The sequence below is a fragment of the Streptomyces sp. Tue6028 genome (assembly GCF_002300165.1).
In the GTDB taxonomy this organism is placed as follows: Bacteria; Actinomycetota; Actinomycetes; order Streptomycetales; family Streptomycetaceae; genus Streptomyces; species Streptomyces siamensis.
In genome coordinates, this window is record NZ_MLCE01000028.1 from 39,117 (window position 1) to 55,634 (window position 16,518).

The 16,518-nt window shown below is 71.0% G+C and carries 18 protein-coding genes; 17 read left to right on the top strand and 1 reads right to left on the bottom strand.

The window, feature by feature from the left end; translation table 11 throughout:
- Nucleotides 1-119: 119 nt before the first annotated feature.
- On the top strand, nucleotides 120-2,054 hold the full coding sequence (ftsH, locus tag BKI49_RS27210; RefSeq protein WP_095936911.1) for an ATP-dependent zinc metalloprotease FtsH: 1,935 nt from the start codon (nucleotides 120-122) through the stop codon (nucleotides 2,052-2,054).
- Between the two features lie 15 nt (nucleotides 2,055-2,069).
- Here the strand turns inward: ftsH and BKI49_RS27215 are convergent, their stop codons facing one another.
- Entirely contained in the window at nucleotides 2,070-2,930 is an 861-nt protein-coding gene (locus BKI49_RS27215; RefSeq protein WP_095936912.1) for an SAM-dependent methyltransferase, read from the bottom strand.
- A 198-nt stretch (nucleotides 2,931-3,128) separates the two neighbouring features.
- Here BKI49_RS27215 and proS point away from each other — a divergent pair, with 198 nt between their 5' ends.
- The 16 genes from proS to dprA all read left to right on the top strand — a co-directional run bounded on the left by proS (nucleotide 3,129) and on the right by dprA (nucleotide 16,267).
- Nucleotides 3,129-4,544: a proline--tRNA ligase gene (proS, locus tag BKI49_RS27220; RefSeq protein WP_095936913.1), complete on the top strand. Its 1,416-nt coding sequence runs from the start codon at nucleotides 3,129-3,131 to the stop codon at nucleotides 4,542-4,544.
- 250 nt (nucleotides 4,545-4,794) lie between these two features.
- Complete coding sequence (locus BKI49_RS27225; protein ID WP_028802448.1) at nucleotides 4,795-5,391, top strand: hypothetical protein; 597 nt, start codon at nucleotides 4,795-4,797, stop codon at nucleotides 5,389-5,391.
- Between the two features lie 296 nt (nucleotides 5,392-5,687).
- Nucleotides 5,688-6,107: a 30S ribosomal protein S16 gene (rpsP, locus tag BKI49_RS27230; protein ID WP_028802449.1), complete on the top strand. Its 420-nt coding sequence runs from the start codon at nucleotides 5,688-5,690 to the stop codon at nucleotides 6,105-6,107.
- 2 nt (nucleotides 6,108-6,109) lie between these two features.
- Nucleotides 6,110-6,349, top strand: a complete 240-nt coding sequence (locus BKI49_RS27235) for an RNA-binding protein (RefSeq protein WP_003973401.1) — start codon at nucleotides 6,110-6,112, stop codon at nucleotides 6,347-6,349.
- An 84-nt stretch (nucleotides 6,350-6,433) separates the two neighbouring features.
- Nucleotides 6,434-6,976, top strand: a complete 543-nt coding sequence (rimM, locus tag BKI49_RS27240) for a ribosome maturation factor RimM (RefSeq protein WP_095936914.1) — start codon at nucleotides 6,434-6,436, stop codon at nucleotides 6,974-6,976.
- On the top strand, nucleotides 6,976-7,797 hold the full coding sequence (gene trmD, locus BKI49_RS27245; RefSeq protein ID WP_028802451.1) for a tRNA (guanosine(37)-N1)-methyltransferase TrmD: 822 nt from the start codon (nucleotides 6,976-6,978) through the stop codon (nucleotides 7,795-7,797). Before rimM ends, trmD begins: the two co-directional genes overlap by 1 nt.
- Before the next feature lie 132 nt (nucleotides 7,798-7,929).
- Nucleotides 7,930-8,280: a 50S ribosomal protein L19 gene (rplS, locus tag BKI49_RS27250; protein WP_028802452.1), complete on the top strand. Its 351-nt coding sequence runs from the start codon at nucleotides 7,930-7,932 to the stop codon at nucleotides 8,278-8,280.
- Nucleotides 8,281-8,363: 83 nt separating this feature from the next.
- Entirely contained in the window at nucleotides 8,364-9,080 is a 717-nt protein-coding gene (gene lepB / locus BKI49_RS27255) for a signal peptidase I (RefSeq protein WP_095936915.1), read from the top strand.
- Complete coding sequence (gene lepB / locus BKI49_RS27260; protein ID WP_143658532.1) at nucleotides 9,073-10,164, top strand: signal peptidase I; 1,092 nt, start codon at nucleotides 9,073-9,075, stop codon at nucleotides 10,162-10,164. The genes lepB (BKI49_RS27255) and lepB (BKI49_RS27260) overlap by 8 nt, the downstream gene beginning before the upstream one ends.
- Nucleotides 10,058-10,993: a signal peptidase I gene (gene lepB, locus BKI49_RS27265; RefSeq protein WP_373557594.1), complete on the top strand. Its 936-nt coding sequence runs from the start codon at nucleotides 10,058-10,060 to the stop codon at nucleotides 10,991-10,993. Before lepB (BKI49_RS27260) ends, lepB (BKI49_RS27265) begins: the two co-directional genes overlap by 107 nt.
- A 256-nt stretch (nucleotides 10,994-11,249) precedes the next feature.
- On the top strand, nucleotides 11,250-12,023 hold the full coding sequence (lepB, locus tag BKI49_RS27270) for a signal peptidase I (protein WP_095936917.1): 774 nt from the start codon (nucleotides 11,250-11,252) through the stop codon (nucleotides 12,021-12,023).
- Between the two features lie 94 nt (nucleotides 12,024-12,117).
- A complete protein-coding gene (locus BKI49_RS27275; RefSeq protein WP_095936964.1) occupies nucleotides 12,118-12,594 on the top strand; it encodes an NUDIX hydrolase in 477 nt (158 codons plus the stop codon).
- Nucleotides 12,595-12,649: 55 nt separating this feature from the next.
- Nucleotides 12,650-12,958 (top strand): DUF2469 domain-containing protein, encoded by a 309-nt coding sequence (locus tag BKI49_RS27280; RefSeq protein ID WP_003965949.1) that lies wholly within the window; start codon nucleotides 12,650-12,652, stop codon nucleotides 12,956-12,958.
- Between the two features lie 170 nt (nucleotides 12,959-13,128).
- Entirely contained in the window at nucleotides 13,129-13,500 is a 372-nt protein-coding gene (locus tag BKI49_RS27285; protein ID WP_095936918.1) for a YraN family protein, read from the top strand.
- Entirely contained in the window at nucleotides 13,500-15,125 is a 1,626-nt protein-coding gene (locus tag BKI49_RS27290) for a YifB family Mg chelatase-like AAA ATPase (RefSeq protein ID WP_095936919.1), read from the top strand. The genes BKI49_RS27285 and BKI49_RS27290 overlap by 1 nt, the downstream gene beginning before the upstream one ends.
- On the top strand, nucleotides 15,122-16,267 hold the full coding sequence (gene dprA, locus BKI49_RS27295; protein ID WP_095936920.1) for a DNA-processing protein DprA: 1,146 nt from the start codon (nucleotides 15,122-15,124) through the stop codon (nucleotides 16,265-16,267). The genes BKI49_RS27290 and dprA overlap by 4 nt, the downstream gene beginning before the upstream one ends.
- The last annotated feature ends 251 nt before the right edge of the window (nucleotides 16,268-16,518 follow it).

Genomic DNA, 16,518 nt, shown 5'->3' on the forward strand with positions numbered 1-16,518 from the left:
GACATGCCGGTGCCGGTGTCGACGAAGGGGCCCGCTGGGGTGCCGGGCGCCGGAGCGTGCCGGGCGCCGGGGCCGCCCGCTGGGGTGCCGGTGTCGCACACGTGTCGTAACGTCCCGATATGGCCAATCCTGCGCCGCCTCGCAAGTCTCCCGACCAGCCCTGGCGTACGGAGGGCACCCCGGAGGACTCGCCGAAGCCGACACCCGGCGGGCGGAGGATGCGCGGCGGCTGGTGGCGGCTGGTCCTCACCGCCCTCGTGGTGTTCCTGATCGCCAACCTGGTGCTGTCCTTCTTCAACGAGGGCGACGAGCCGACGATCTCCTACACGGAGTTCAGCAAGCAGGTCGGCGCCGGGAACGTCACCAAGATCTACGCCAAGGGTGACGCGATCCAGGGGCAGCTCAAGAACGCCCAGGACAACCCCGACGGGGGCGGCAAGTACACCAAGTTCAACACCCAGCGCCCGTCCTTCGCGGACGACCAGCTCTGGCAGGACCTCACCAAGAACAACGTCACCGTCACCGCGCAGCCGGTCGTCCAGCACCGCAGCTTCCTGGCGAACCTGCTGATCTCGCTGGCCCCGATGATCCTCCTGATCGTCCTGTGGATCTTCATCGCCCGGCGGATGAGAGCGGGCATGGGCGGCACGCGCGGCATGCTCGGCCGCAAGCCGCCGCCCAAGCCCGTCGAGCTGGAGCCGGGCGCCGAGCGCACCACGTTCGGCGACGTGGCGGGCATCGACGAGGTCGAGGGCGAGCTCAACGACGTCGTCGACTTCCTGAAGAACCCCGACGCCTATCGGAAGATGGGCGCCAAGATGCCCCGCGGCGTGCTCCTGACGGGCCCGCCGGGCACCGGGAAGACGCTGCTCGCCCGCGCCGTCGCCGGCGAGGCGGGCGTACCGTTCTTCTCCGCGTCGGCCTCCGAGTTCATCGAGATGATCGTCGGCGTCGGCGCCTCACGCGTACGCGAGCTGTTCGCCGAGGCCCGCAAGATGGCCCCGTCGATCATCTTCATCGACGAGATCGACACCATCGGGCGGGCGCGGGCCGGGGGCTCCGGCATGGGCGGTCACGACGAGCGCGAGCAGACGCTGAACCAGATCCTCACCGAGATGGACGGCTTCTCCGGCTCCGAGGGCGTCGTCGTCATCGCGGCGACGAACCGCGCCGACATCCTGGACCCGGCGCTCACCCGCCCCGGACGCTTCGACCGGGTCGTCACCGTCTCGCCCCCCGACCGCGGCGGCCGGGAGGCGATCCTGGAGATCCACACCCGGGACATCCCGCTCGCCCCGGACGTGGACCTCTCCCAGGTGGCCCGTACGACCCCGGGCATGACCGGCGCGGAACTCGCCAACCTCGCCAACGAGGCGGCCCTCCTCGCGGTCAAGCGCAAGCAGCGGCAGGTGACGCGGACGGACCTCTCCGAGGCCCTGGAAAAGGTGCAGCTGGGCGCCGAACGGCCCTTGGTGATGCCCGACGAGGAACGCCGCCGCACCGCGTACCACGAAAGCGGCCACGCCCTGCTCGGCATGCTGCAACCGGGCGCCGACCCGGTCCGCAAGATCACCATCGTCCCGCGCGGCCGCGCCCTGGGCGTCACGCTCTCCACCCCGGAGTCGGACCGGTACGCGTACACGGAGGAGTACCTCCGCGGCCGCATCATCGGAGCCCTCGGCGGCATGGCCGCCGAACAGGTCGTCTACGGAGTGGTCACCACGGGCGCGGAGAACGACCTGGAGCAGGTCACGAACATCGCCCGCGGCATGGTCGCCCGGTGGGGCATGAGCGACCGCGTCGGCCGCCTGTCCGCTCTCCCGACCGACGCCCAGCAGGCCTACGGGCTCGCCGCGGCACCCCGCACCCTCGACGTGATCGACGGGGAGATGCGCCGCATCGTCGACGAGTGCTACGAGGAGGCCTGCCGCAAGCTCCGCGACCACCGCGGCCGACTCGACGCACTGGCCGAGGCGCTCCTCGCGAACGAGACCCTGGAGGAGGCGGACGCCTACCGGATCGCGGGCATCACGCGTCTGACGAAGGAGACGTAGCGGTCCGGTGTCCGTTCAGGCCGTGCGGGCGATCAGGTACCGGAAGACGTTCGGCATCCACACCGTGCCGTCCTGCCGCAGGTGCGGGTGCAGCGCCTCGGCGAGCTCCTTGTCGACCTGTGCCCGGTCGGTCGCCTCGACCGCCGCGTCGAACAGCCCCGTCGACACGAGTCCCCGCACCGCGCTGTCCACGTCGGCGTACCCGAAGGGGCAGGCGACCCGCCCCGACCCGTCCGGCCGCAGCCCGGCCCGCTGAGCGACCTCCTCCAGGTCGTCGCGCCGGGCCGCCCGCCAGCTCCCCGCCCCCGGCAGGGGATCGGCCAGCTTGGCGGCGATCCGCAGCACACCCGAGGTGGCGCAGCGCTCCGGCGGCCCCCATCCGACGAGGACCACGGGCGTGCCCCGCTCCGCGAGCGGTGCCGCCCGGCCGAGCAGCGCACCGAGCGCCTCGGAGTCCCCGGCCGTGCATCCGACCGGCTCGAAGGCGGTCACCACGTTGTACGCCGGCGTCCCCGCGGCGACGGCCGCGTCCTCCGGGGAGCCCTCCACCAGCCGCGTGTCCGCACGCGCGCGCGTGCGCCATCCCTCCGGCAGCAGCCGCTCGCGCGCCAGGGCCGTCAGTTCGGGCGACGCGGAGTCGACACCGGTCACCGTCGCACCGCGCGCCGCCGCCATCAGCAGCGCAAGTCCCGATCCGCACCCCAGTCCCAGCAGCCGCGTCCCACGGCCCACTTCCAGTCTTTCGTAGACGGCCTCGTAGAGCGGCACCAGCATCCGCTCCTGGATCTCGGCCCAGTCACGCGCGCGTGCACACAGGTCCACGCGAGGCGATGGACCCGCGTGAGGCAGTTGCTGCCGCACGAGCGTAGGTGTCATCGAAAGCGCCCCAATCCGCCGAGAGTTGCCGCCTTGCCTGTTTCGCCGCCCCCCGTGCAGTGCGCTCGCACTCCCCCCGTATGTCAGGTAACTCCGCACTCGACCCGGCGTCCAGGGGTTGCGGGGCCCGGCTTGGCCACCGACCGTGCCCGCCGCGAGAATTCACATTCCGGCAACGTGGGCCCGTACGATCGCCGCATGGCAAAGGCACCCGTTCTCACGCCCCGGGCGGACGACTTCCCCCGCTGGTACCAGGACCTGATCAACAAGGCCGAGCTGGCCGACAACGGCCCGGTGCGCGGCACCATGGTCATCCGGCCGTACGGGTACGGGCTGTGGGAACGGATGCAGCAGGAGATGGACGCCCGCATCAAGGAAGCGGGTGCCTCGAACGCGTACTTCCCGCTCTTCATCCCGCAGTCGTACCTGACGAAGGAGGCCGAGCACGTCGAGGGCTTCGCCCCGGAGCTCGCGGTCGTCACGCACGGCGGCGGCAAGGAGCTGGAGGAGCCGGTCGTCGTCCGCCCCACCTCCGAGACGATCATCAACGACTACTTCTCCAAGTGGGTGCAGAGCTACCGCGACCTGCCGCTGCTGATCAACCAGTGGGCCAACGTGGTGCGTTGGGAGATGCGCCCGCGTGTGTTCCTCCGGACGACCGAATTCCTCTGGCAGGAGGGCCACACCGCCCACGCCACCTACGAGGACGCCCGGGACTACGCCGCGTACATCCACCGCGAGGTGTACGCCGACTTCATGGTGAACGTCCTCGGCATCGACGTCGTCCTCGGCCGCAAGACGGCGAGCGAGCGGTTCGCCGGTGCCATCAACACCCTCACGCTCGAAGGGATGATGGGCGACGGCAAGGCCCTCCAGATGGGCACCAGCCACGAGCTCGGACAGAACTTCGCCAAGGCCTTCAACACGCAGTACCTGTCCAAGGAGGGCAAGCAGGAGCTCGTCTGGCAGACCTCCTGGGGGTCCTCGACCCGCATGGTGGGTGGCCTGATCATGTCGCACGGCGATGACAACGGGTTGCGGGTGCCCCCGCGGCTCGCCCCCGTGCAGGCCGTCGTCCTCGCGATCAAGGGGGACGAGGCGGTTCTGGCCAAGGTCCGCGAGATCGGCGACCGGCTCAAGGCGGCGGGCGTTCGCGTCCAGGTGGACGACCGCACGGACACCCCCTTCGGCCGCCGCGCCGTCGACTGGGAACTCAAGGGCGTACCCGTCCGTATCGAGGTCGGGCCCCGTGACCTGGAGAACGGCACCGCGATGCTCGCCCGCCGCATCCCCGGCGGCAAGGAGCCGGTCGCCATCGACGCCCTGACGGGTCTGCTCCCCACGGTCCTCGAAGAGGACCAGGCGCTGCTGCTGAGGCAGTCGCGCGAGCGCCGCGAGTCCCGCACCTCGGACGTGACGACGATCGAGGAGGCCGTCGAGGCCGCCGCCGCGGGCGGCTGGGCCCGCATTCCCTGGGCCGACCTGGGCGAAGAGGGCGAGGCCAAGCTCGCCGAGCACTCCGTGACCGTACGGTGTCTGGTCGCCGAGGACGGGTCGGTGCCCGACGCCGACGACGCACCGGGTAACGTCGCGGTCGTGGCGCGCGCTTACTGAGTAGGTCCCAGGCCGACCGAAAGGCCTCTTGCGCATCTGCTGACTCCAGGTGCCCCGGCGCGCCGACCCCGTCTACGCGCCGGGGCGTACGTGTCCCTACGTACCGCCTTGGTACGAGCTGTGAGGCTTCTCCGCAGATCAGCGCACCCGCCCTCGTCAGGACACATCAGCGGCAACTGACGGGTACGTGCAAATTATTTGGGATGCCCCGGAATAGGAACACAGAGGCACCCCGGCTCGTTGTCACGACGTGAGCACGACACCACCTGTTCTCGCCGCAGAGCTGGCAGGGGCGTGGGCCGACATTCAGCGGCACCACCCCGAGCTGCCCGATCTTGCCGCGCCAGAGTCCCTGATCGGGGAGTCGTCGTCCGCCTGCGGGCACGAACTCTCCTTCGAACGACTGCTTCACGAGGCAGTCCACGGCATCGCCGCCGCCCGCGGAGTCCGCGACACCTCGCGCGCCGGCCGGTATCACAACCGCAGGTTCCTCGCGATCGCCGAGGAGTTGGGTCTCGACCACCCCGAGGAACCGCATCCCAGCAGCGGCTTCTCCCTGGTCACGCTCAACCCCGAGGCGAAGCGCCGGTACCGCCCGACCATCGAGCGCCTCCAGCGCGCGCTGAAGGCGCACTCGGCCGCGACCGCCGCCGACAGCGCCCGGTCGTTCCGCGGCCCGGCCGCGCGCCACGGCTCCTCCGGAGGGGGCGTCCGCGTCAAGGCCGTGTGCGACTGCGGCCGCAATGTGCGCGTCGTCCCGTCGGTGCTCGCCCAGGCGCCGATCGTGTGCGGAGGGTGCGGCAAGCCCTTCCGGATCCCCGAAGTGGTGGGCGCGGCGGCGTCCTGAGAGCACGGCTGCTCGTGGCAGCCGTGCTCAGCCATCCAGGACGGCGGCACCATGGGGCGCCGGGCGGCGTGAAGGGCGCCCGGGGGCCGGCGCCGGGTGCCGCTGAGCCATGGCCGGGCGCACCCCGCGGGTGAAGGCGACTCGCCGGGATGTGGCACAATGGCTAGCTGTACTCGACAGCCGCACAGGACCCCTCTCTCCTCCGGCTGACGCGTCCATCGGGCACTCGGGTACCGCAACCCCACGCGGCCATCTCGCCGTGCCCAACCACGTCAAGACCAGGAGACACCACTTCCGTGGCAGTCAAGATCAAGCTGAAGCGTCTGGGCAAGATCCGTTCGCCTCACTACCGCATCGTCGTCGCCGACTCCCGTACCCGCCGTGACGGCCGGGCCATCGAGGAGATCGGTCTGTACCACCCGGTGCAGAACCCCTCGCGCATCGAGGTCGACTCGGACCGCGCGCAGTACTGGCTGGGTGTCGGCGCGCAGCCGACCGAGCCCGTGCTCGCCATCCTGAAGCTGACCGGCGACTGGCAGAAGTTCAAGGGCCTGCCGGCCCCGGCTCCGCTGCTCGTGGCCGAGCCGAAGGCCACGCGCCCGTCCTTCGACGCCCTGGGCGGCGAGGACGAGGGCAAGGGTGAGGCCATCACCCAGAAGAAGAAGGCTGAGAAGAAGGACGAGGCCAAGGCCGAGTCCGAGTCGACCGAGGCCTGAGCATGCTCGAGGAGGCTCTCGAGCACCTCGTGAAGGGCATCGTCGACAACCCCGACGATGTGCAGGTCGCCTCGCGCAACCTGCGCCGCGGGCGCGTACTCGAGGTCCGGGTGCACCCCGACGACCTCGGCAAGGTGATCGGCCGCAACGGCCGCACCGCGCGCGCTCTGCGCACCGTCGTGGGCGCCATCGGCGGCCGCGGCGTCCGCGTCGACCTCGTCGACGTGGACCACGTCCGCTGACGTAACAGGCAGCACCGGCTCGGGCCGGGGAGGGCTTACGAGCCTTTCCCGGCCCGTAGTCGTATCGACAGGAGATCAAGCACAGTGCAGCTGGTAGTCGCTCGCGTCGGCCGTGCCCACGGCATCAAGGGCGAGGTCACCGTGGAGGTGCGTACGGACGAGCCGGAACTCAGGCTCGGACCGGGCGCCGTCCTGCTCACCGACCCGGCCTCCGCCGGACCGCTGACCATCGAGACGGGTCGCGTCCACAGCGGCCGTCTCCTGCTGCGTTTCGAAGGCGTACGGGACCGGAACGCCGCCGAGGCGCTGCGCAACACCCTGCTCATCGCCGACGTCGATCCGGAGGAGACGCCGGAGGACCCCGAGGAGTACTACGACCACCAGCTGATCGACCTGGACGTGGTCACCGCGGACGGCGTCGAGGTCGGGCGGATCACGGAGATCTCGCACCTGCCCTCGCAGGACCTCTTCGTGGTCGAGCGGCCGGACGGGACGGAGGTCCTGATCCCGTTCGTCGAGGAGATCGTCACCGGCATCGACCTCACGGAGCAGCGGGCCGTCATCGACCCGCCGCCCGGACTGATCGACGACCGCGCCGAGATCGCCTCCACCAGGGACGAGGCGTAATGCGGCTCGACGTCGTCACGATCTTCCCCGAGTACCTGGAACCCCTGAACGTCTCGCTGGTCGGCAAGGCACGCGCGCGTGGACAGCTGAACGTGCACGTGCACGATCTGCGGGAGTGGACGTACGACCGGCACAACACCGTCGACGACACCCCGTACGGCGGCGGCCCCGGCATGGTCATGAAGACCGAGCCCTGGGGCGACGCGCTGGACTCCGTCCTGGCCGACGGCTACGAGACGGGTTCCCACGGGCCCGCCCTGGTGGTCCCCACGCCCAGCGGACGCCCCTTCACCCAGGAGCTCGCCGTCGAGCTCTCCGAATGCCCCTGGCTGGTCTTCACCCCCGCCCGCTACGAGGGCATCGACCGCCGGGTCATCGACGAGTACGCCACCCGTATGCCCGTCCACGAGGTGTCCATCGGCGACTACGTGCTCGCCGGCGGCGAGGCGGCCGTCCTGGTGGTCACCGAGGCCGTGGCGCGGCTGCTGCCCGGTGTCCTCGGCAACGCCGAGTCCCACCGCGACGACTCCTTCGCCCCCGGAGCCATGGCCAACCTCCTGGAAGGCCCGGTGTACACCAAGCCTCCGGCCTGGCGCGGCCGGGAGATCCCGGAGGTGCTGCTCAGCGGCCACCACGGGAAGATCGCCCGCTGGCGCCGCGACGAGGCGCTGCGCCGTACGACGGCCAACCGTCCCGACCTGATCGAGCGTTGCGACCCCGCCGTCTTCGACAAGAAGGACCGCGAGATGCTCTCGATCCTCGGCTGGCAGCCGGGCCCCGACGGCCGATTTTGGCGCACGCCCGAGGCCGTGGAAGAATAGACCGCTGCTGTACGTCGTCCGGCGTGCGCCCCTGCCACAGGGGGACACGACGCCCGCCCCGGCGCGGCAGCGAATTCCGGAAAACCTATCTCCCGTTGATGACCTGTGGCATCAGCGAAGAAAGCAGACGAAATGTCTCACCTGCTCGACTCCGTCGACAGCGCGTCGCTGCGCAGCGACATCCCGGCCTTCCGCCCGGGTGACACCGTCAACGTCCACGTGCGCGTCATCGAGGGCAACCGCTCCCGTGTGCAGCAGTTCAAGGGCGTAGTCATCCGTCGCCAGGGCGCCGGTGTCCGCGAGACCTTCACGGTCCGCAAGGTCTCGTTCTCCGTCGGCGTCGAGCGCACCTTCCCGGTGCACACCCCGATCGTCGAGAAGATCGAGCTCGTCACCCGCGGTGACGTGCGTCGCGCGAAGCTGTACTACCTGCGTGACCTGCGCGGCAAGGCGGCGAAGATCAAGGAGAAGCGCGAGAACTGATCTCGCGCCGCCGCACGGGGAAACCGCTGGTGAACCCGTCGGCGCGAAGGTGTCACAGCGGGGCCGGATAACATCTGGCTCCGATGGACACCGAAGCACAGCACGTGGAGCGCGACCGCTCCTCCCGCCCTTCCGGATCCGAGGAGATCCCGGACACAGAGGGGCCGGAGGGACGGTCGCGTTTCGCGTTGGTGGACCGCGTCGCCGACTGGCTCCCGGGCGGGCGGATCACCTTGACCGTACTGACCTGCCTGGCCTTCCTGCTCCTCGTGAGCCGCTTCGTGATGCAGCCCTTCGAGATTCCCAGCGGCTCGATGGAGTCCGGATTGAGGATCGGGGACCGCGTTCTCGTAAATAAGTTGGCGTACCGTTTCGGTGCCGAGCCGCGACGGGGCGATGTCGTCGTGTTCGACGGCACCGGCTACTTCGGAGACGCCGACTACATCAAGCGCGTGGTCGGTGTGGGGGGAGACCACGTGGTCTGCTGCGACAAGGAAGGGAGGCTCGAAGTGAACGGCCAGTCGGTCGACGAGTCGGCGTTTGTGCATCACGGGGACAGCCCGTCCGACGTTCCCTTCGACGTCGTCGTGCCCGCCGGCACTCTCTTCGTCCTCGGTGACCACCGCAGCGACTCCAGCGACTCCCGCGACCACCTGGGCTCACCCGGCGGCGGCATGGTCCCCGTCGACGGCGTCATCGGCCGTGCCGACTGGGTCGCCTGGCCCGCCGGTCACTGGACGCGGCTGACGCGCCCCGACGCCTACGCGCGCGTGCCCGCCGCGGACGGTGCCCATGGGTAACCGCGGCAAACCGCGCGGCGTGCCGACCAGCGCCGCCGAGAACCTGCTGCCCACCGGCACCCGGCGGGCCTCCGGAGGCGTCGCGCGCACCGGACGCGCCGAGCGGCGCAAGCTCCAGCGCAAGGTCAAGCGGCGCAGGCGCCGCTCGGCCATCAAGGAGATACCTCTCCTCGTCGGCGTCGCCGTCCTCATAGCGCTCGTGCTCAAGACCTTCCTCGTCCAGGCCTTCGTGATCCCGTCGGGCTCCATGGAGAACACGATCCAGATCGGCGACCGCGTCCTGGTCGACAAGCTCACCCCGTGGTTCGGTTCCGAGCCCCAGCGCGGTGACGTCGTGGTCTTCAAGGACCCCGGAGGCTGGCTCACCGCCGAGGAGACCAAGAAGAAGGACGACCCCGTCGTCGTCAAACAGGTCAAGGAGGGGCTCACCTTCATCGGTCTGCTTCCCTCCGACAACGAGAAGGACCTGATCAAGCGCGTCGTCGGGGTCGGCGGCGACACGGTCAAGTGCTGCGACGCGCAGGGCCGGGTCACCGTCAACGGCACGCCGCTCAGCGAGCCCTACATCCACGCCGACAACAAACCGTCGGACTTCGCCTTCGAGGTGAAGGTGCCCCAGGGACGCCTGTTCGTCATGGGCGACCACCGCGCCAACTCCGCCGACTCCCGCTACCACCGCTCCGACAAGTTCAGCGGCACCGTCTCCCTGAAGTCGGTCGTCGGCCGCGCCAGGTACATCGCGTGGCCCCTCGGACACTGGACCAGTCTGGAGGAGCCGGGCACGTACGCGTCCGTGGCCGACGCGCCTGGAGGGTCGACCTCCGTTCTCGCTCAGTCGCATAGGGTGGCCCCTGCGGATCCAGACGGATTGACCCCGCTCCCGACCCCTGCGGAACTCCCGCTCGTTATGGGAGTGGTGGGCCTGCGCCGAATACGGCGTGGGCGGCGGCACGGAGTGAGGAGTGGATGTGGGGGATGTGGCGGTCGGCGCACGGTCCGGACAAGACGGTCCCGAAGGGAAGCCGGAGCGGCCCGACGATTCGGCTTCCCCGGCCGTAGAGGACGCGTCGAATTCCGGGAGTGACGCCGAGGACGGCGGAGCCGCGGCCGAGCGGGACGCGAAGTCGAAGAAGCAGCGCTCCTTCTGGAAGGAGCTGCCGATCCTCATCGGCATCGCCCTGGTCCTCGCGCTGCTCATCAAGACCTTCCTGGTGCAGGCGTTCTCGATCCCCTCGGACTCGATGCAGAACACGCTCCAGCAGGGAGACCGCGTCCTGGTCGACAAGCTGACCCCGTGGTTCGGCTCCGAGCCGGAGCGCGGCGAGGTCGTCGTCTTCCACGACCCCGACAACTGGCTCGCGGGTGAGCCCACGGCGAACCCGAACGCCCTGCAGACGGTGCTCAGTTGGATCGGTCTGATGCCGTCGGCCGAGGAGAAGGACCTCATCAAGCGCGTCATCGGCGTCGGGGGCGACACCATCGAGTGCAAGGGCTCCGGCCCGCTGACCGTCAACGGCAAGGCGCTGAACGAGGAGTCGTACGTCTACCCGGGCAACACCCCGTGCAGCGTCGACGAGGACGGCGGCCAGTTCAAGGTCAAGGTGCCCAAGGGCATGATCTGGGTGATGGGTGACCACCGCCAGAACTCGAAGGACTCGCGCTACAACCAGATGGACAAGCACCACGGCATGGTTCCCGTCGACAAGGTCGTCGGGCGCGCCATCGTGAAGGCCTGGCCCATCAACCGCTGGGGCACCCTGCCCGTTCCGGACACCTTCGACCAGGACGGTCTGAGCAGTCAGGCCGCCGCGGCCGTGACCTCGCCCGACGCCGTGGCGCTGGTCGGAGCCGTACCACTGGTGCTGCTCGGGCGGCGCCGCAAGGCGTCCGGGCGGAAGACGGACGCGTCCTGACAGGGCGCTGCGGCCGGCGCGAGCGCGTCTCAGGAGGTGTCGCGGCCGATGTGGACGTGGCGGAGATGTCGAGGCCGGCGCGGACCCGTCTCGGGAGGCTTCGGGACGGCGCACCCAAAGGTCCGCGATGGGCTGTTTCGCGGCGCGGGCGGACGGACGGCACGACCCGAGTCCGCCCGCGTGGGCCCGGAGCCGGTGATCGTGATCCCGGCCATGGGCTGACCGCGGACCGTACCCCCGGGTAAGGTGCGGACCCATGGGTGGCGAGAGCACGACGCGTACGGCCCCGCGCAGCGGTGGCACAGACAAGGGCCCGGCGGGCGGCCGGACCGGACAGGTGCTGTCCGGACTGGCTGTCGCGCTGGGCATTGTGCTGTTCCTCGGAGGGTTCGCCTGGGGGGCGGTGGTCTATCGGCCGTACACCGTGCCCACCAGTTCGATGACGCCGACGATCGACGCGGGCGACCGCGTGCTGGCACAGCGGGTCGACGGAGGCGAGGTCAAGCGCGGCGACGTCGTCGTCTTCAAGCAGTCGTCGTGGGGCGACGTGCCCATGGTCAAGCGCGTCGTCGCCGTCGGCGGCGACAAGGTCGCCTGCTGCACCGACGGCAAGCTCACCGTCAACGGGAAGCAGATCGACGAGTCGTATCTGCCCAAGGGGTCGGCGGCCGAGCTGACGAAGATCCCGACCGTCACGGTCCCGGACGGCAATCTCTTCCTGCTCGGTGACGAGCGCAGCGGTTCCCTGGACTCCACCGCCCACCTGACCGACGCCGCCAACGGCACCGTGCCGCGCAAGGCCGTGAAGGGACGCGTCGACGCGGTCGTGTGGCCGATGAACGGCATGCTGGAGCGGCCGACCGGCTTCGAGCCGCTGGGCCGCCTCTCCGAGCCGGGGCCCCTGCGGCTGATCGTCTCGGCGGTGATCGCGGGCGCGGTGCTCGTCCTGGGCGGCGCGGCCTACGGCCCGATCGCCGGCCGGGCGCGCCGGCGGGCCGGGGCCCGCACGGAGCTCGCCGGTGCCCGCTGAGGTGCCGTACGACGCGAGTGGCGAGCACGGGCAGGACCCCTCGCCTGCCGCCGCCCCCTCGCCCGTCGTCACCGACGAGGAGTACCGGGGCGGGCTGCGGAAGGTGGCCCGTGTGGTGCTGCTCGACCCCGAGGAACGCATTCTGCTGCTGCACGGGCACGAGCCCGGTGACCCCGCCGACGACTGGTGGTTCACCCCGGGCGGCGGCCTGGAGGGCGACGAGACCCGGGAGCAGGCCGCGGTCCGCGAGCTCGCGGAGGAGACCGGCATCACCGAGGTCGAACTGGGCCCGGTGCTGTGGCGGCGCATGTGCTCGTTCCCCTTCGCGGGCCGCCGCTGGGACCAGGACGAGTGGTACTACCTGGCCCGTACGACCCAGACGGTGACGGCGCCCGCCGGTCTGACGGAGCTGGAACGGCGCAGTGTCGCCGGAGCGCGCTGGTGGACGTGCCAGGAACTGACCGAGGCACATGAGACGGTGTATCCGACCAGGCTCGCCGAGCTGCTGTACAGGCTGCTCGACGAGGGTCCCCCGGCCACGCCCGAGGTCCTCGACACGGAAATCGTCTAGGGGCCCGCGGGGCTGGCGCACAATAGGGGGACGCACGGCTGAAGGGGAACATGCCATGAGCGCCGAGGACCTCGAGAAGTACGAGACCGAGATGGAGCTGAAGCTCTATCGGGAGTACCGCGATGTCGTCGGTCTGTTCAAATATGTGATCGAGACCGAACGGCGCTTCTACCTCACCAATGACTACGAGATGCAGGTGCACTCGGTCCAGGGAGAGGTTTTCTTCGAGGTGTCCATGGCGGACGCCTGGGTGTGGGACATGTATCGACCCGCACGCTTCGTGAAGCAGGTCCGCGTCCTGACGTTCAAGGACGTGAACATCGAGGAGCTCAACAAGAGCGATCTGGAGCTTCCGGGCGGCTGATGACGGAGGCGCCGGCGTGCTGGGAGCCGCCGGCGGTCACCCCGCGGAGTTCCTGACGTGGAGCGGTCACCCCTGCGGGTGACGGGGTTTTCCACAATCGCGCGTTCGTCCACCAAGATCCACAAGCGGGGCGGGACGGCCGCAGTGTTGGCGCCGGAGGTGGTGCCGACATGAACTCGTCCCAGGCACGCAACGCACTCGGCAGGTACGGAGAGGACCTCGCCGCCCGCCGGCTGACCGAGGCCGGCATGACGGTCCTGGCGCGCAACTGGCGCTGCGGCAGGACCGGAGAGATCGACATCGTGGCCCGTGACGGCGACGCGCTGGTGATCTGCGAGGTCAAGACCCGCAAGGCGGGCTCCTTCGAGCACCCGATGGCGGCCGTCACACCGGCCAAGGCCCAGCGCCTGCGAGGCCTCGCCGAACGCTGGGTCCAGGAACACGGAGGGGCGCCCCCCGGCGGCGTCCGCATCGATCTGATCGGCGTCGTCCTGCCCGGCCGCGGCGCGCCCGTCGTCGAGCACGCGCGGGGGGTGGCCTGATGGGATTCGCGCGTACGTGTGCGGTGGCACTGGTCGGTGTCGAGGGCGTCGTGGTCGAGGTCCAGGCCGACCTGGAGCCCGGCGTCGCGGCCTTCACCCTGGTCGGCCTCCCCGACAAGAGCCTCACGGAGAGCCGCGACCGGGTGAGGGCGGCGGTGGTCAACTCGGGCGCCGACTGGCCGCAGAAGAAACTCACGGTCGGCCTGAGCCCGGCGTCCGTCCCCAAGGCCGGATCGGGCTTCGACGTCGCCGTCGCCTGCGCGGTGCTCGGCGCCGCCGAACGGATCGACCCACGGGTGCTCGCCGACATCGTGATGATCGGCGAACTGGGCCTGGACGGCCGGGTCCGGCCGGTGCGCGGTGTCCTGCCCGCCGTCCTGGCGGCGGCGGACGCGGGATACGAGCAGGTGGTGGTGCCGGAGTGCGCCGCCGCCGAGGCCGCGCTCGTCCCAGGGGTCTCGGTGCTCGGGGTCCGCAGCCTGCGCCAGCTGATCGCGGCCCTCACCGACGAACCGATGCCCGAGGAGGACCCGGACGAGCAGGGCCGCCCCGACCCGCTGCTGGCCGGACTGCGCGTGCCCGGCACGGGAGAGGCCACCGGTCTGTGCGGCACCACCCTCCCCGACCAGGACCAGGGGCACGATCTCGCGGACGTCGTCGGCCAGCTGTCGGCGCGCACCGCGATGGAGGTGGCCGCGGCGGGCGGACACCACGTCTTCCTGCAGGGACCACCCGGCGCGGGCAAGACCATGCTCGCCGAGCGCATGCCGTCCCTCCTGCCGGCCCTGAACCGGCAGGAATCCCTGGAGGTGACGGCGATCCACTCGGTCGCGGGCCTGCTGCCGCCGGGCAAACCCATGGTGGACGTCCCGCCCTACTGCGCACCGCACCACTCGGCGACGATGCAGTCGCTCGTCGGCGGCGGCAGGGGCCTGGCACGCCCCGGCGCCGTGTCGCTGTCGCATCGCGGCGTGCTCTTCCTCGACGAGGCACCCGAGTTCAGCGGTTTCGTCCTCGACGCCCTCCGCCAGCCCCTGGAAGCGGGGCACGTCGTGATCGCGCGCAGCGCCGGAGTCGTGCGGTTCCCGGCGAAGTTCCTGATGGTGCTGGCGGCCAACCCCTGCCCGTGCGGGCGCTTCAGCGTGACGAACGACTGCTGCGAATGCCCTCCCTCAGCCATCCGCCGCTACCAGTCCCGGCTCTCCGGCCCCCTGCTCGACCGGGTCGACCTGCGGGTCGAGGTCGAGCCGGTCACCCGCTCGGAGCTGACAGCGCTCGGCGCGCGGGGCGAGTCGACGCGCACGGTGGCCGACCGGGTGCGAGCCGCCCGCGACCGGGCCGCCGGCCGTCTGTCCGGCACGCCGTGGCACACCAACGCCGAAATGCCCGGACGCGAGCTGCGCAGCCGCTGGCAGGCGCTGCCCGGGGCGATGGACGAGGCGGAGCGCGGACTGGAGCGCGGCCTGCTGACCGCGCGCGGCCTGGACCGTGTGCTCCGCGTCGCCTGGACCGTCGCGGACCTGTCGGGGCACGACCGGCCCGACGCCGGTGACGTCGCCCTGGCGCTCCAGTTGCGCACCGGCGTCCCGCGAGGGGTGCCGATGACGATCGGCTCGCCGACATGAGTGACGAGGCACGTATGGCCCGCGTCGCCCTCGCCCGCATCATCGAACCGGGCGACGAGGTGGGCGGACGATGGCTGCGCGAGTTCGGGCCCGTGGAGGTGGCCCGGCGGCTGGTCGAAGGGGGCAGACCGCTGCCGGGGGTGACCGGGAAGCGCTGGGCGGGGCTGCGGGGACGGGCCGGGCGGGTCCGCCCCGAGCAGGACCTGGCCCAGGCGCGGGCCGCCGGGGTGAGGTACGTCTGCCCCGGCGAGCCCGAATGGCCCGCGCAGCTCGACGACCTGGGCGATGCCCGGCCCACGGGCCTGTGGGTGCGCGGGAGCCCCAGTCTGCGGATGTGGGCGCTGCGCTCCGTCGCCCTCGTCGGCGCCCGGGCCTGCACCGAGTACGGCGCCCACATGGCCGCCTGCCTCGGCGCGGGCCTCGCGGAGCGGGGATGGGTGGTGGTCTCCGGCGGCGCGTACGGCGTGGACGGCGCCGCGCACCGGGGAGCGCTCGGGGCGGGCGGAGCCACGGTCGCCGTGCTGGCCTGCGGCGTCGATCGGCCCTACCCGAGCGGACACGCCACCCTGATCACGAGAATCGCGGAACAGGGCCTCGTGGTGGGGGAGTTGCCACCCGGCGACCATCCGACACAGAGCAGATTCCTCCTGCGCAACCGTGTCATCGCCGCGCTCACCCGGGGCACGGTGGTCGTCGAGGCGGCGTATCGCAGCGGCGCGCTGGTCACGGCCCGTGCGGCGCAGCGCCTCGGGCGGTTCACCATGGGGGTGCCGGGCCCGGCCACGAGCGGACTGTCGGCCGGAGTGCACGAACTGCTGCGCGGCGACGCGGTCCTCGTCTCCGACGCCGCGGACGTCGTGGAGCTGGTGGGTGACATCGGCGAGCTGGCCCCGGACCGGCGCGGGCCCGTGCTGCCACGAGATCTGCTGGACCCGGGCGCCGGACGCGTGCTGGCCGCGCTGCCGGCGCGCGGCCGGGCCGGAGCGGAGGAGATCGCCCGGGGCGCGGCGACCACGCCGGACGACGCGGTCGGGAGGCTGTACGAACTCCGAGCACTTGGTTTCGTCGAACGACACGGCGACGGCTGGAAGTTGACACGCCAGGCGATGATCCCCGTCCATGAAGATCGCCGAGGCTGCTGACGGAGCGTGTTCGGCCGTCCGGGCTAACGCCGACAGCCTTGGGATTTCCCGCAGTTGGCGTCTCCCGACAGTCACGCAGGGCGACCACCGTCACGCGGAGGCAGGTCACGTCAAGTGACTCCGCGTGAGGGTGATCCCCCCTTCTTCGCGCACTGCGACTCCTCAGTCACGCTACGCTCACGAGGATTCCGGCTCAGACAGACAATTCTCGACACCAGACCGACAGGTCACTCAGGCAGCCCCAGTTCACG

Coding starts and splice junctions, on each gene's coding strand:
- proS (WP_095936913.1), top strand. CDS start 3,129: ATGGCAAAGGCACCCGTTCTCACGCCCCGGGCGGACGACTTCCCCCGC.
- BKI49_RS27235 (WP_003973401.1), top strand. CDS start 6,110: ATGCTCGAGGAGGCTCTCGAGCACCTCGTGAAGGGCATCGTCGACAAC.
- trmD (WP_028802451.1), top strand. CDS start 6,976: ATGCGGCTCGACGTCGTCACGATCTTCCCCGAGTACCTGGAACCCCTG.
- BKI49_RS27290 (WP_095936919.1), top strand. CDS start 13,500: ATGGGATTCGCGCGTACGTGTGCGGTGGCACTGGTCGGTGTCGAGGGC.
- ftsH (WP_095936911.1), top strand. CDS start 120: ATGGCCAATCCTGCGCCGCCTCGCAAGTCTCCCGACCAGCCCTGGCGT.
- dprA (WP_095936920.1), top strand. CDS start 15,122: ATGAGTGACGAGGCACGTATGGCCCGCGTCGCCCTCGCCCGCATCATC.
- rplS (WP_028802452.1), top strand. CDS start 7,930: ATGTCTCACCTGCTCGACTCCGTCGACAGCGCGTCGCTGCGCAGCGAC.
- lepB (WP_143658532.1), top strand. CDS start 9,073: ATGGGTAACCGCGGCAAACCGCGCGGCGTGCCGACCAGCGCCGCCGAG.
- BKI49_RS27280 (WP_003965949.1), top strand. CDS start 12,650: ATGAGCGCCGAGGACCTCGAGAAGTACGAGACCGAGATGGAGCTGAAG.
- lepB (WP_095936915.1), top strand. CDS start 8,364: ATGGACACCGAAGCACAGCACGTGGAGCGCGACCGCTCCTCCCGCCCT.
- BKI49_RS27285 (WP_095936918.1), top strand. CDS start 13,129: ATGAACTCGTCCCAGGCACGCAACGCACTCGGCAGGTACGGAGAGGAC.
- lepB (WP_095936917.1), top strand. CDS start 11,250: ATGGGTGGCGAGAGCACGACGCGTACGGCCCCGCGCAGCGGTGGCACA.
- BKI49_RS27215 (WP_095936912.1), bottom strand. CDS start 2,930: ATGACACCTACGCTCGTGCGGCAGCAACTGCCTCACGCGGGTCCATCG.